At 68.0% G+C, this 14,451-nt stretch carries 14 protein-coding genes and 1 pseudogene; 11 read left to right on the top strand and 4 right to left on the bottom strand.

Translation table 11 applies throughout. From position 1 onward, the window contains the following. The 11 genes and pseudogenes from B207_RS40750 to B207_RS0121580 all read left to right on the top strand — a co-directional run. Positions 1-237 (top strand): annotated as a pseudogene (locus B207_RS40750) (ISAs1 family transposase); the annotation flags it as partial. 540 nt (positions 238-777) lie between these two features. Next, a complete protein-coding gene (locus B207_RS0121625; RefSeq protein WP_018638687.1) occupies positions 778-1,326 on the top strand; it encodes a hypothetical protein in 549 nt (182 codons plus the stop codon). 29 nt (positions 1,327-1,355) lie between these two features. After that, positions 1,356-1,985: a hypothetical protein gene (locus tag B207_RS0121620; protein WP_018638686.1), complete on the top strand. Its 630-nt coding sequence runs from the start codon at positions 1,356-1,358 to the stop codon at positions 1,983-1,985. 269 nt (positions 1,986-2,254) lie between these two features. Continuing rightward, on the top strand, positions 2,255-2,986 hold the full coding sequence (locus tag B207_RS0121615) for a hypothetical protein (protein ID WP_018638685.1): 732 nt from the start codon (positions 2,255-2,257) through the stop codon (positions 2,984-2,986). Between the two features lie 139 nt (positions 2,987-3,125). After that, positions 3,126-3,569, top strand: a complete 444-nt coding sequence (locus B207_RS40745) for a hypothetical protein (protein ID WP_018638684.1) — start codon at positions 3,126-3,128, stop codon at positions 3,567-3,569. A 163-nt stretch (positions 3,570-3,732) separates the two neighbouring features. Continuing rightward, positions 3,733-4,263, top strand: a complete 531-nt coding sequence (locus tag B207_RS0121605) for a hypothetical protein (RefSeq protein ID WP_018638683.1) — start codon at positions 3,733-3,735, stop codon at positions 4,261-4,263. Positions 4,264-4,617: 354 nt separating this feature from the next. After that, complete coding sequence (locus tag B207_RS0121600) at positions 4,618-5,097, top strand: hypothetical protein (protein ID WP_018638682.1); 480 nt, start codon at positions 4,618-4,620, stop codon at positions 5,095-5,097. A gap of 457 nt (positions 5,098-5,554) precedes the next feature. Further along, on the top strand, positions 5,555-6,409 hold the full coding sequence (locus B207_RS0121595) for a hypothetical protein (RefSeq protein ID WP_051102608.1): 855 nt from the start codon (positions 5,555-5,557) through the stop codon (positions 6,407-6,409). A gap of 290 nt (positions 6,410-6,699) precedes the next feature. Next, positions 6,700-7,218 (top strand): transcriptional regulator, encoded by a 519-nt coding sequence (locus tag B207_RS0121590; protein ID WP_018638680.1) that lies wholly within the window; start codon positions 6,700-6,702, stop codon positions 7,216-7,218. A gap of 158 nt (positions 7,219-7,376) precedes the next feature. Further along, positions 7,377-8,126 (top strand): hypothetical protein, encoded by a 750-nt coding sequence (locus B207_RS0121585; protein ID WP_018638679.1) that lies wholly within the window; start codon positions 7,377-7,379, stop codon positions 8,124-8,126. Positions 8,127-8,432: 306 nt separating this feature from the next. Next, positions 8,433-8,924 (top strand): NUDIX hydrolase, encoded by a 492-nt coding sequence (locus B207_RS0121580; protein WP_018638678.1) that lies wholly within the window; start codon positions 8,433-8,435, stop codon positions 8,922-8,924. A gap of 1,971 nt (positions 8,925-10,895) precedes the next feature. Here the strand turns inward: B207_RS0121580 and B207_RS0121570 are convergent. The 4 genes from B207_RS0121570 to B207_RS0121555 form a co-directional block, all read right to left on the bottom strand. Further along, entirely contained in the window at positions 10,896-12,011 is a 1,116-nt protein-coding gene (locus B207_RS0121570) for a helix-turn-helix domain-containing protein (protein WP_018638676.1), read from the bottom strand. 88 nt (positions 12,012-12,099) lie between these two features. Then, complete coding sequence (locus B207_RS0121565; RefSeq protein ID WP_026311303.1) at positions 12,100-12,906, bottom strand: hypothetical protein; 807 nt, start codon at positions 12,904-12,906, stop codon at positions 12,100-12,102. Between the two features lie 203 nt (positions 12,907-13,109). After that, a complete protein-coding gene (locus B207_RS39985; RefSeq protein WP_018638674.1) occupies positions 13,110-13,250 on the bottom strand; it encodes a hypothetical protein in 141 nt (46 codons plus the stop codon). 237 nt (positions 13,251-13,487) lie between these two features. Beyond that, a complete protein-coding gene (locus B207_RS0121555) occupies positions 13,488-14,417 on the bottom strand; it encodes a C40 family peptidase (RefSeq protein WP_018638673.1) in 930 nt (309 codons plus the stop codon). Positions 14,418-14,451 lie beyond the last annotated feature (34 nt).

Raw genomic sequence — 14,451 nt, 5'->3', positions numbered from 1 at the left:
ATCCACACCCACGTCCGCCTGCACTGGGGAATCGAGAACCGCCTCCACTACATCCGCGACACCGCCTGGCGCGAGGACGCCTGCCACGCCTCCCGAGGAAACGGGCCCAGAAACCTCGCCACCATCCGCAACCTCGCGCTGAGTCTCCTCCGCCTCCACGGAGTCCGAAAGGTCAAGGAAACCCTCGAGCGCATCGCCGGCGACCGCTACCGGGCACTCCACTACCTGGCTACATAGGGCAATGGATCGTCACACTAGGCGATCTTCGCGCAGCCCTGGGCCCGGACGGGCTACCTGACTGAATTCTTCCGAAGACCGGACGACGATGCCGCGTCGCACACGCATCACCGCCGTGGCCCCGGAGCCGCATCTACGCCAGGCCCTCGTTCCGCACCCGGAAGCGGTCGAGGGTGCGATGGCCCAGAAGAACACGCCGCTCTACAGCGTGGCGCTGGCCCACAACAAGAATCGCTCTCTCTCTGGACTGCCGATGTTCGGGTCGAGGCTTTCCCGCGCCTGTTCGAGGACCGAAGAACGGCGTTGGAGGTCATCGAGCGAGCGGCGGAGATCGCCCGGGAACTCAACCCCAAGGTCGCCATTCAGATCGCCTTCTTCGCCCACGACGGTGCCCGGTGGGCGGCGTTCGTGGACTAGCGGGAACCCTTCCCGATCGGGGCTCCGCGCCTACGTGAGGCCGGGCGGCCAAACAACGCCGGTTAGCAACACCGACTTGCGGCGCACACGCCAACACCAGGCCGAGAAACGCGGAGTACGACCATGACCAAAAGCAAGCTCGACCAGATCGTGGCGGACTGCGCCGAGCTGGTCAACACCGCACTGTCGGCCCTCGACTGGGCCGAGCAGGAGATCACGCAGGCGATTGCCCGCCACCCACGTAAGCGTGACCAGCTCTTTCACAGCTACCCGATCCTGGTCCCGACCACGCTCCTCTTTCCGGTCGAGTTCGTCTACCGGGGGCACTTCCGGGAGATCCTCGAACGGGTCGCCGCTGGCAAGGACACGCGCCCCGGTACAGCTGCCGAGGCGTGTTGCCTGCTGACCGAGGTCAGCAAGGCCACGCCTTTCCCGTCGTATGGCTACGGGCTCTACTTCCGGCTGTGGGCGAAGGCGTTCCCCGACCACGCGACGACCGCGTCGGACTCTCAGATCGACCACTACGAGGCCCTGTTCGGCCCGAAGATCGACGAGCTGGAGGGTGATATCCGCAAGGACCTGACCGTGCAGGACCGTCGGCTCGGACCGATCACCTGTGACGGCGTACACAACGGCGTGATCGTCGACTGCGCCTACACCCGTACCCAGTAGCCAATGGGATCGTGGAACGGAGTACAGCCATGTCCGAGTCCGGCACACCGCTTCCGGCTCTCGCGGAGGGCGTCGCCGCCGAGCTGGGAGACGACTGGAAGGTCGAGGCCGGTAACTGGCCGGAAGATGCCTTCCTGGTCAAGAAGTCGAACCCGCTCTGCAAGATACACGTCCAAATGGGCCGGCACTACAGCAAGCGAGACAAGATCGAGATCTCTGGTATCTACCCGCACCGCGCGTCCGAGTACCGGACCGGTCGCGCACCCAGGGACAGGACCTATGCCGCGCCGAACAAGTCGGCGCTGGCGATTACGCGGCAGATCCAGCGATATGTCCTGCCAGGCTACGAGGCTGAGCTGGCGCGGGTGTGTGAGATTCTCGACGGCCGGCGCAGAACGCAGCAACACGCGGAGGAGATCGCGCGCGACGTCATGGCCGCGTTCGGTCTTCCGTGGACAGGACTCGACCGCACGGCCGACGAGTACCAGCGAGACCGCTGGGTTCCGGTCGCCAGCTTCTGGCGCCACCCCAAGCAGACGATCGGGAACTTCAGTGCGGAGCTTAAGCACCGGGGCGAGGTCGAGTTCACGTTCTCCACGCACGCCGGCCACGCCGTGAAGATCGCCGAGTTCCTGGCCTCTCTTCCGCCGGTTGAGTAACGTCCGGCGGCCCCCTCGACAGGTCGTGCGGCCAGCACGGTTGAGCACCGCGGTCTGCCCTTTGGTCGGGACCTGACCGACCAGCCCCACCTACCCGTTCTCACCGGCCAGGGCGGACCCAAGGCCGTGCGGTGGCCGACGTGCCGCCGTCGGCGCCTCGGCCACCGCGCACCTGTCGGTCCGGCCAGTCCGGCCGTCACGCCCCGACCTCCTCGTCTGCTCTGCGATCAGCCTGTCCGCCGTGCTGCGCCCGGAAGGAGCGCCCCGCCATGCCCTCGACCCCGCATCTGCTCGGCTTCGCCGAACTCCTCGGCCGGCTCCGCCACGTCCTGACCGTCAACGGCGAGGACACCATCACCCGCCGCCCCACCGACCTGACCTACCAGCCGTACTTCGGCCGGGACGGCTGGCCCCGCCGTCTGCACGGGCACATCCTGTTCTGGCTGAACGGCCACCTCGATCCGGCCAGCCTGCTCAACCTCGATGCCGCCACCGACGTCCTCAGCGCACTCGGCTACCCGCTGACCGTCAAGGCCGCCGTTCTCGCCAGCGAGGCTGAGCAGCTCAGCTTGCAGGGCTGGACCTGGGGCCACGCCGTCCACACGGCGGTCCTGCGCACCGTCGAGGACGACGACCCGGAAGACACCCGCATCGGCGACACCACCGTGATGGCCGTGCTCACCCACCTCGCCGCCCGCCACGCCCCCGAGATGACCAGCCCGACCCGGGCCGTCCCGCTGTTCCACCGCGGCTACCCGACCGGGCTCCTCGGTCACCTGGCCGCCGAGCTGCGTCTCGACGCCGTCCACGCCTCCGCGCTCGGGGACACCCGCGCGCTGGCCCTGTTCGGCCACCTCGGCTGGACGCTGTCCCCCCGCGCCAGCGCGGTCCTCACCACCGCCGAGCAGGTCGAAGCGGACGGAGCCACCTGGACCGACGTCGTCATCCAGGCCAGGGACACCCCCCGCGACCACCTGCCCCGCGAGCCCTGGGACCGCTGAACCGCCCCGGCGCCCGCGACCGCCTCGGCGGCCGGCGGCGGCTGTCACGACCGCCCTCGCCGCCAGGCAGAGCGGTGTCTCGCCTGCGGCCTGCACCTCCCTCCCCTCAACCACCTTCACGAGGAAGAGAGCCATCAGCATGCGTGAATACATTGCGCGCGCGGGCATGGATGATGCCTGGCTGTGCCGATGCGGCAACAGCCCAGGGGGCGACGGCTTCGTCCCGGTCCACCGGGGCCGGGAAATCGACCCGAGCTCGGCCCGCTGGCGGGGCCACTACTGCTGCCTGACCTGCGGCCTGTTGATCACCTGGCCGACCCGGGAGATCATCGGGCGCATCGACTTCGCGGACCTCACCCTGTGCGCGTCCGCACCCTGCCCGAAGCGGCGACGGCGACCGTCTCTCCCGCCACGCAGCAGGCGCGTGCGCGTCAGCGACGCCGAGCGCGACGGTCCGGCCCTCGTCAGCCCCGTCGACCTGCCGCTCCACGGTGACACGACCGGGCTGCGCGCCGAGATCGACCGGTGCGTAGCCCGGTCGGGACGCCACATCACCACGGTCCAGACACGATCGGAAGGCTGAGCCTGGCCGGGGCAGACGAGATGCCGGGCCAGGGCGAACACGCCCGGTGTGGTGCCGGCCGGCCTGGCGCGATCAGACTGGTGGGGAAGGCGGTCCGGCACTTCCCTCGCGGGTGACGGACCGCGCTGCCGCTGCGACCCCGCCCCGTAGAAGGACACCGCCGATGAACTTCGAGTCCCACGTCCTGGTCGACATGACCGTCAAGCAGGTCCAGGACGCCCTGACGAAAGGCGACCAACCCGCGATCGCGGTCCTGGAAGGAGAACCCTCACGCACCCTGAGTAACTCGGCCTACCTGCGTGACCCCGCCCGCGCGGAAGCGTTCGAGCGGCAGGTCGCCGAGGAAGCGAAACACATCAACCTCGACCGTGTGATCCTGGCCGTCCCGCAGATCAGCAGGCCCGAGACCATCAACGACGAGACCTCCGTCCAGCTGCGTTCCCCCTACACCGGCGGGCCCGTGCTGGAGGACGACGGCGAGATGCACGTGATCCTGTGGGTGCTCTGGGACACGGAGGAAGGCCACGAGTCCGGGATGGTCCCCTACCGGCGCAAGCGCGACGGCACACCCGTCTTCGACGCGTTCGACGACTCGGACTACATCTTCTCCATCCCCCTGAACGTCGGCGGCGGCCCCGGCCTCGTCCTGCTACGAGAACTACTCAGCGAGAAGCTGCGACGCACCGGTCCCTGACCTGCCCCACCGGGCGGGAACCCGCGAGCGCGAGGTCCGCGCGCCGCCAGCCCGCGGCGACCAGCCGGGCAGTCCGCCGGCCAGCGCGCCCCTGCCAACCGCCCGGCAGCGCCCACGGCCGTCACCACACACCCGCAGCCGGCGACGATCCGCATCGTCACCGTCCTACCTCGAACCACAGGGACTGTCCCCGTCCACCCAGACCGGCATCGCGCCACCAGAACGCCACAGCCAACCCGCGACGGGCCACGCACCTCCGCATACGGTGGACACACCCACAAGCCGTCCACACCCCGACCGCCGTTCCACCGCTCTGGGCTCCGGAACGGGATTCCTGGACCACTGGAGGCCGCGATGAACGACGCCACCTGGACCCTGGTGACCGACGTCGTGGACCGCGTCCAGCAATCCATCCGGATGACCGACTACCCGGCCATCGTCATCCTCGACGGGGACCGCCGCCAGATCCTCTCCGACTACGACTACATCCACGGCGAGAACGCCCGGACCGACTTCGAGACCCGCGCCGCCGACCACGCCCACGCCCTACACGCCCGCCGGTTCACCTTCGCCGTCCCGCAGATCATCGAGATGAGCCCCGGTAACCTGCAAGCCCACGCCTTCTCCGTCCGGCCGCTGCGCGACGGCGAACAGGAATGTGTGGTCTGGACCGCCTACGACGCCGACGACGGCGTCGACTACGGCTGGGCCCCCTACACCCGCCGGCCGTCCGGCCAGCCGATCTTCGATGAGCCCAGCACGTTCCACCTCCCGGCGAGGCCGACCAGCGGCTTCCCCGGTCTCCGCCTGCTGCGCCTGCTCACCGCCGACTAGGCCAGCGCCCGCCGGGCACTGTTCGCGTACGTCGGTCGGGCCGGCATGTCCCCGCGCGCTCGCCACGGTCCCACCCGGGTCGCGCTGCGGGCAGAGGCCAGGCAGCCAGCCGGGTGCGCTGGGTGCCCGTCCCGAGGCTTGACCGCGTAGCAGCGGGTGACGGCAGGTCCTCCGGTTCTCGGACGGCCACTCCCAGGTGAAGGGCCAGCAGCGACGACGCTGTTCCGCTCTTCCGCAGCTGTCCCCTGACCGGCGCGGCCGTTCTGCTGGGCAGGCCGCCGACCGCACCCAGTACGCGGCGCGTGCCGATATCGCCATCGGCGACACCCGGCCCCGGACCGCCGAGGCATCCCCGCACAGCGACGCGCCGCACGGAGCTGGCCTTTGCCCTTCGCGAGCACCGCCGGAGATCGTCATGTCCCCCTTCGTTCACTGTTCACCATCGGAGCAGTACACGATGCTTCGAGTCTCTTCCCGTTCTCGGCTGATCCACCTGACGCTTACCGGGATGACCGTGGCCCTCTGCGGTCGCCCCTTCCGCGAACAGAGTCCCTCGGACCAACCAGGCCCCACCGCACCCGTCTGCCGGCGCTGCGCCCGCACGGCCGTCCTGCACCCGCTCGACGGGGACCCGCCCGGCTACCACCTCACCGCCACGTCGACCGGTCCCGGCCAGGTCACCGCGGCCGACCCGACCGGACGCACGATCAGCACCGCGGACACCATCGGACTTGCCCGGTTCCACGCCTGGGACCACGCCCACACCACCGCGCTCGCGACCGCACGTCTGCGCCGCGACCGCCGACGGATAGGCCCCGCCGACCACGAGACGTGGCGGGTTCTCCTCGCCGCCCCGACCGGCCGCTGGCGGCCCGCCGGCACGATCCACACCCGTACCGACGGGTTCCTCGCCGACCTCGACGACGCCGACACGCACGCCCCTCGGCGGTTCCGCAGCCGCCATCAGGCACGCCGATGGATCATCGAACACCGCGTCGTGCACGGCTGGCCCCACACCGGATGGCTCGTCCTCGACGGCACCCGCCTCCTGCGCCGCACCAGCAGCCGCCACGCCGCCACCCGGTGGCTGCGCGGCTACCACGCCACTTTCACCGGACTGCGCGCCACCGCCATCCGACCCGTCGGCCTCAACGCCTACCAGCACCGCTATCCCGACGGCAGCGTCTTCACCATCGCTTGCGCCACCCGCATCGCCGACCACGGCATCGACCCGGCCGCCGCACCCCGATACCCCTACGACGATCTCCCCTTCGACGAAGGCGCCGCCCCCGCCGTCACCGGCACTCCGTAGGACAGGACCGGCACCAGCCACGTCGCGCGGCCCCCTCGAATCCCTCCCTGCTTCCCCAGTGGGGCTGTCGCGATTCTGCCCAGCCCGTACTTGTCCGGCCGCGTCCCTGCGACTCCGGCCGCACCGCACGGCTGGACTGCCGGACTGATCACTGGCACCCGCGCAGCCCACCCCGGACCCGACCGCGATCCCGGCCGCAGGCCGAAGCCCCCAGTCCGGCGTGGCGCAGGGACACGGACCCCGACCTTTCCCACACCCGTTCCCGTTCCACCCATCCACAGGGAGGAAGCATGTCCACGACCAGCGACAACCGCTCCTATGCCCGCGAGGTGGGCGCCCGACTGCGCGCCATCCGCACCCAGCAAGGCCACTCCCTTCAGCAGGTCGAGACCCGCTCGGACGGCGAGTGGAAGGTCGCAGCACTCGGCTCCTACGAACGCGGCGACCGCATGATCAGCATCGGGAGGCTCGCCGCGCTCGCCGACTTCTACGGCGTCCCCATCCACACCCTGCTGCCCGGCGGACAAGCCGAATCCCTCCCACCGCAGGCCGCCCGTGTCGTGCTCAACCTGCCCGCCCTGGCCCACGTGCCCGCCGCCGACGCCGGGCCGCTGCGCCGCTGGGTCGCCCAGATCCAGCGGGAACGCGACGACTACGCCGGCCGCGTCCTCTCGATCCGCGAAGGAGACCTACGCACCCTCACCACCCTCTACACCCTCAGCCGCGACCAACTCCTCGACATGCTCCAGCAGTGGAAGGTCCTCGACCCCACGAGCACCTCCGACACAGCAGGAACGCAGGGGCCGTGATCCAGCCGGCATCCACCGCGTCCTCCCGTCGTACTCGGCGGGAGGACGCGCAAACGCGAACAACCTCCACGCGACCGCCGGCGCCGCCCTGGTCATCATCGAACGGTGAGGGCCGGCGGTGTTTCCCCGGAGCCGCGTGGCTGCCGTTCGTCCCGGCGTTGACGGACGCCGTGGTGCGGGAGGAGGTGCTTGAGAACGTGCTGACCATCGACGGGCGGGTCCTGCGGGCGGCCCGGCGTTACCAGCGTCGCCGACTGCTGATCCCGATCGTCGCCCAGCTGCTGCTCATGCTTCCCGCGGTCGCGTGCGCGATCGTGTGGCCACCGTTCATCACCCCTCCTGGCGACATCCGCGGCTTCGCGACGGGTGGACTGGCGATACTCGGCGGCATCGCGGGTCTCGGCTTCTACAGCAGCCGAGTCACCTGGACCCTCGACCGGGCACCGCTCGCGCCGGCCAGCGCACGCGTCGCCTCCCACGCCCTCGCTCTGCACCGGGCGCTGCACGACCCCGACCTGACGGGGATCGCAGGGCACACCGAGGCCGTCAGGCTCCTCTACCTGCTGGCCCACGCGGCTCGCCGTCTCGCACGCGACCTCGGCGACAACACCATCCCCGGGCTGGCCGCCGCAGATCTCGCCACGACCGCGGCCAGGGACGCGGACACGACCCGCGCCGACCTCCTCCACGGCGTCCGCAGCCTGCTGGACAACATCGCATCCCTCCAGCAGGCGATCCTCAACCCCGCGGGCGATCACAAGGTTCCCGGCCCACCGCCCGGGGCCGACCCGCGAGAAAGTTTCGAGCGCGTCGCCGCCGGACTGGACCGCGCCGGCCGCAACGCGCTCGATCTCGTCACCCTCTCCCTGATCACGCCGGCTCCCAACCGCCTGCCGAAAAGGCATTGACGACTGCCACCGCTTGAATCCGGACATCGAGCTGCCGGCTCGGGACCGCCCACGCCGGCTATCTGGCCGGCAGAGGCGTTTCTTTCCCACGTCTTTGTCAGCGCCGCGTCGAATGCGCATGCGGCGCCTGTAGGTTATCATTCTTGTTGTCGTTCTACTTCCCGCCGGCCAAAGATTTCATGGCCGTTCTTGTCGATCTATCGTTGGCGGTGTCTCACCGATCTGTCGTTTCCCTCGGCAGGCGTCGGGATGGCCATGCCGCTGCTGGCATGTGGCGGCGCCCGACCCCGGTTATGCTCGGCGGCCATGACCACGCCGACCCGCCGCGATACCGCCCGGATCATCCTGGCGGGTCCGGACGATCGGCTGCTGCTGTTCCGGCACCACCTGCCGGAGCCTTGGGCGCAGGAAGGATGGCTGACTCCAGGTGGCGCCATCGACCCTGGTGAGAGCCCGGCGCAGACCGCACTGCGGGAGCTGGCGGAAGAGACCGGACACCTGCTGTCCCATGCCGAGATCGGACGCCCGATCGCGCTCGACTCCGGCGAGTGGCACGCGCACGGCAGCGTGTTCGTCACGACGAACTGGTACTTCTTTTCCCGCACGACCTCATCTGACATCGACCTGTCAGGCCAGGACGACGATGAACGCCGCGACCTTCTCGAACATCGTTGGTGGAGCGTTGTCGACCTGCACACCACCGGCGACCTGATCTTTCCCGTCGGCCTGGCCGGGCTGGCAGGACGGTTGTTAGCCGGTGATCTACCGCTGCGTCCCATCCGTCTGCCATGGACGTGAAGGTCGAGCACGACCGCGGGCCCGAGGGGCACATCCGAGGAGTCGGTAGGGCCCGGAAGCCAGACCGAGCCGCAGCCTGGAGATCCGCGGCAACATCGAGAGTCTCGTCGTTCAGCAGCCACTGATGGAGGACACCAACGAGGTGCTCCGCATCCAACCGCGCAGGATCATCGCCTGGAACCTCGACGGACAGGGCCACTACACCGGCACCGTCGCACGGGGGATCGGCACCTGACGACCTCACGTTGGCGCTCGGGCCATCATCGTCGCATCAGGCGCCCGGCGACACGCTTACCGCCTTCTCGTCGAGATTTCGGACACGGCAAGCGGACGACAACTCATCCGAGAAAACGGCGTCTCTTATAGGAAGCTACATAAATCGCAGTTGACTGGCGGAGTATTGTTATTCAAAGTATGAGTATGCGCTGATCATGGAAGGCTGTCCTGCGTCACGCTGACCGAGTCTCCTGGCCGGCGCAGCGGTGATGGTCCTGACCAGCCGATGCCGCGTCTCGACCAGCGGAACTTGGTGGTGTGCCGGCTTCCGCGTACCGGAGCAGTGGTCCGCGAAGGCTTCTAGCCCCCTTCAGTGGGGCAACCTTCCTTCGAGTAGCGGAGTGATCTTGTCTGAAAACATGTAGACCCAATCATCAGGATTCTGGTGCAGCGGATGCTGAACGATCGGGACTCCGGAGGCTATGTTTCGGAGGTCCACCGAAGTTCTTTCTCGGCTATATCTGACCCAATCTGTTGCGTCCACCCACCGCTCGCGATCGAGAATAGACTCGTGATGCGGTGGGCACAGGGCCCACGCAAGAGGAGGAAAGAAAACCTCGGCGAACACATAATAGGTTTCCCTTAGGTCAAGCACTCGCTGAGCGTGAACAGCTCCCGAGACCCGCGCCGTCAACCCATAGGTCAACGCAACTCTGAGTCGAAGCCCGGGAGGCAACCGCACCGCTTCCTCGTCAGCCGCGAGTTGATCTGCCAGGATCGGAAATTTCTCTCTGAGATGAGGGCTAAGCGCGTGCATACCGTGCAGGATTGCACGCGATACCAAGCCAGGAGCAAAGAGAACCGCAGGGGCAGAATTTCTTTCTACGAGGAGATGTCTGGCCGCACCGCCGTAGGGGCGGAGCGCTTTAGCGAAATCTCCGTAAGCAGTATCATAGCGACGTCCTCCCAAGTTATTGCAATCTCCGCAGAGCCCGCGTACCCACAGTCCACCATCGGAGCGTCGACCCAGGAATGCCCGTTTCCCGTCTTCTACGATCGCCATGCGCGAGACCCCAGCATCATTTCCGGCCGTCTGCGGCGGGACATGACTCCGGGTGAGGATCGAGGTGTTTCCGCACAGTCCGCAGCGGCGCAGCTGCCGCGACCGCATATCTAGGCCAAGGTTCCGGGCTGCTCTCATTTTACTCGATTCTACTAGATTGATAGCGGAGGCGATCCGTCGCATCGTCGGGGGCGAAGGATGTTTTTACATTCGGGCCGGATTGCCGAGCGAGCGACGGCCGAGGCAGCCGGACCAGCGAAGCACCCGGGTTGCCGCAACGGGCGTTCTCCGGCACGCGCAAGCACCACAGACGATTACGAAATTCCCTGACCAGGGCGCCAAGTCCACCGAGCACCGAGCACCGAGCACCGAGCACCGATGAGAAGCTACCATGATCAGTTAGAACGGGCACTGAGGCTGCTCCTTCTCACCGATCCGTCCCAGGCGATAGACCGAGAACATCATCTGAGAAATGGCCGTGTCCGATGAGAACCTACAAAACTCATTCGATTGGCAGCGTGCTGTTATCTGAACCCTGTCGCATTCCTCATCAACCGGCGATCTTGGGATCGCGTCGCGGGCATTGGGGCGCGTAGCCGCTCCGAACCGCCGGCCCGCATCGGACAGGTCCTCGATGACGCGCTCAGTGAAGCGCGCCATCGAGGAGTCGGGATGTTACTTGGGAGCACGTCTCATGATTCGCCGCCGAGCAAGCGGAGGACCGGTCGCTGCTCTTCGATGCCGAGCATCTGTCGGACCCGCGGCAAGTTCCAGGCCAGTTCACGAGCGAGGTCTGTGATCGTCAGGCCGTGGTCACAGGCAAGGTCGAACGCCTGGGACAGCAGTGCTGGTAGCTCGCCGGGGTAGCCGGCCGGGGGTTCCGAGGCGAAGCCGGGTTGCCCTTGCAGGCTGTGCAGGCGCTGGTAGGCACGGCTGGCCGCTGAATCTGACAGCAGGCCGAGTTCGCGGCAGCGGTAAAGCAAGGACTTCACTGACACTCCCCAGGAGCTACGCAGCTGCGACAGCTTGTGCAGATCGGCCCGCGCGGGTAGCTCGGGCAGGATCGCCTCGCGGGGAGTGAGGAACTCGGCGGCGAAGGTGTCCGCTTCGCGCTCCTGGGTGATGTCGCCGGGGGTGGCCTCGCCATGCAGCACCAAGTGGCCCAACTCGTGGGCCGCGCTGAATCGGTGGCGGTAGACATCGTCGGTTTTGTTCGGTGTCAGCACGATCACCGGGCGGGGTAGCCGTGAGGTGGAGAAGGCGTCGACCGACCGCATATCTTCGTCGCGGGGCGGGACGTGCACGACGATTCCGTGTGCTTCTAGGCGGCGCACCAGATGGGTGATCGGCCCGGTGCCTAGCCTCCACGTGGTTCGTAGGGCACGGGCGGCGGCGGGTGGGTCGCTGGGTAGTTCCGTGCCGGGATGGACCTCGCCGCCGGTGAATCCGGGAAGGTCGACTAGGGGAAGCTGGACACGCTTCTCCAAGGCATAGGTCAACTCCCAGACCTGCTCGGTGAACGAGATGGCCTTGGCGCGCTGATAGGCGCGGGTGCTACGCAGGCTGCGGAAGTGCGCGGCAGACGAGTCCAACCGTGCGTGAGGGCGTCCTGTCAAGAAGAACGCTAGAGGAACCTCCAGGATCTCGGCCAGCCGGGGCAGGAGATCCGGGCGAGGTCGGTTGGTGCCCATCTCGTACTGACTGACCGCGGCCGGGGTCACCCCGAGTTCATCGGCCAACCGCCGCTTGGTCATCCCGACGAGATTGCGCGCCTGAGTCAACCGGGTGGGGTCGAACGCTTCGTGCACATCGGCCGGGGAGGGCTGTGCGGTACCTGGGCGACCTACGCGGGGATCGCGGGTGGTGGATGCGGCGAACAGCGGTGGCTGGATGTCCTTACTCATCGCCGTCTTCTGTTTCGGCGGTGGCTTCATCTGCTTCGGCGGAGGGACGCTCGGCGGTTTCCGCGCGCGGGGTTACACCCAGCGGCGGCAGATCGCCCTGGGCGAAGCCCACCGTCGCGGCGTTCGTTCCTGTCACGTGCAGGTCACTACGGCGCCCGCCAATGGTCTTCGTAGTGGCGATGGTCATGTCGAGCCGCTCAGGCGACCACAGCATGGTGCCGTCGTCCTCCAGCGACTTCGGTGTGCCCCACCAGGCAGCCAACACCTCGTCGCTGTCGGCGTTGGCGACGTACGCGACGTAGATCACCACCAGGTTCTCTGCCTTAGCTGCCGCGGCAGCTTGGGCCACTGTCGGGTTGGTTGTGGTCCCGGCACCACCCGGGACGTCGAACAGCGTCGGACCCGGTTCCACGCCGTTGTTCCGCGAGACCTCGCGGGGGATCTTGTTACTCAGCTTCGCGCTGGAGATCGGCTCCTTCAGCGACGTCGCGTGACGGAACGGGATCAGCACCCGTCCGTTGATCACAGCCAGGCTGTACGAGGCACCCTTGGGCCTGTGGGCCTGATAGCCGCGCAGGTCGGCCAGCTCAAACTGCTCGACGACGAACTTGTAGCGGCTGGCCCACATGCTGCCGTATGCCCGCTTGTCCCCAGCCCCCTCGCGCTCGGCCGTCTCCTGCACCAGACGGGCTGCCCGCTGGCCACGGACCAGGCCAGTGACCACATGCCGCACCACCTCTGCTGCGTGCTCGCCGAACTGCTCGACGGCCCACCTCGACGGCATGACCCCACCACTCATGGTCCCTCCACAGGGCGACCCTCTTACTGAACGTGGATCAACCTACCATGAGCGCTTAATTTTTCCGCATCACCTGCCCGATGGAACCTCTCCATCCACGCCGGTCCGGCCCACACCGCACCTGCACAGGCCCGACGCCGCCATGCTCATCGGCGCGTCGCCGGCGACAGGCAGAGCTCAGAACGCGCCGGCCCGGGGGCAGCTCAGTCGGACTCGCGCAACAGGTAGCCGTGGCGGGTGAGGATGCGGGCGGCTGAGCCGTGACCGGCCTGGTAGGCGCGGATCTCGGTGGCGAGCCGGCCGGCGTCGCCGTCGGTTCCGGCGGCGTCGAGCGCGGCCTGCATTCGCTTGCTGGCGGCGGTACGGGGCAGTTCGATCCATGCGCGGGTCGCGGCGACTGCCGGTGCCCCCGTTCGAGGTCGCCTCCGACGAAGGTCGGGCCCACTGGCGCGGCCTACTCACACGCCGCCGAACCCGAGGGCGCCACGCCGAGCCACTTTCTCATCGATCTGTCGGGCCGGCGACAGATGGGCGACATCCCTTTTGAGAAACTGTCCTCTCTTTTGAGAACCTACAGCGCCCTACGTGCCCGGCCTGGTTGCCCCAAAATAGTCATCGCCGCTCCACCTATAACCGGATATCTTCACCACTTTCTTCCGACCTGGAGCTGTGATCATCTGCCCGTTTCCGATGTAGATCGCGACGTGGTGGATGTTGGCGGCGGTGCCGTAGAAGACGAGGTCGCCGATCTGGAGCGGTTCTCCGGGCGGGACGATAGGCCCGGCTTCGTACTGGGTCTGCGCGGTGCGGGGCAGGTCGATCTCGGCGGCCTGGTAGGCGGCCCTGGTGAGCCCGGAGCAGTCGAAGCCGCCGTCGGCCGGCCCGTCTCCACCCCACAGGTAGGGGATGCCGAGCTGGCCCTGGGCGTAGATGACAGCGGCGTAGCCGGCGTCGGACGGGCTGGTGTCGGCTCCGAAACCGCCGCCGGTCGAGCTGTACTCGGTGGCCTGGGTGACGACCTGCGCGACGTAGGCGTCTGAATGGTTATAGGCCCACAGAGCACCGGTCAGATCGGCTGCGGCATGATTGTCGCAGAGGTACGCCGCCGCGGCGTAGACGGCGTCCTGGGGGTTGTAGAGCGACGGCGGGTTCGCGCCACCCGCCGGTAGCGGGTGGCGGGCGGCAACCTCGGCGAACGTTGGGGCGAGGAACTGCATGGGCCCGGCGGCCCCGGCGCTGTTGGTGCCGCTGGCCACACCCGGAAGCCGACTGCGACCATGGTCTGATTCGACTTTGCCGATGGCGGCGAGGGTCGTCCAGGACAGGCCGGGGCAGGTGGGGGCGGCCTGCATGTAGAGGTTCAGGTAGTCGGCGGGGATGTCGTCGAGGGCGGTCTGGCTGGGGCTTCCGCCGCTGTTGCAGCCGAGGAACCAGCCGAGGACCGGTAGGCACAGGACGCGTTCGGCCGCCCCCGCGGCGGCGGCTCCCATCATCACGATGAGCAGCACCACCGCTGCGACCGCTCCGGCGAGGTATCTGGTCGTG

It is taken from the genome of Parafrankia elaeagni (assembly GCF_000374165.1).
GTDB lineage: Bacteria > Actinomycetota > Actinomycetes > Frankiales > Frankiaceae > Parafrankia > Parafrankia elaeagni.
The sequence above is the reverse complement of the archived record's forward strand: the minus strand, read 5'-3'. Positions and strand labels throughout refer to the sequence as shown.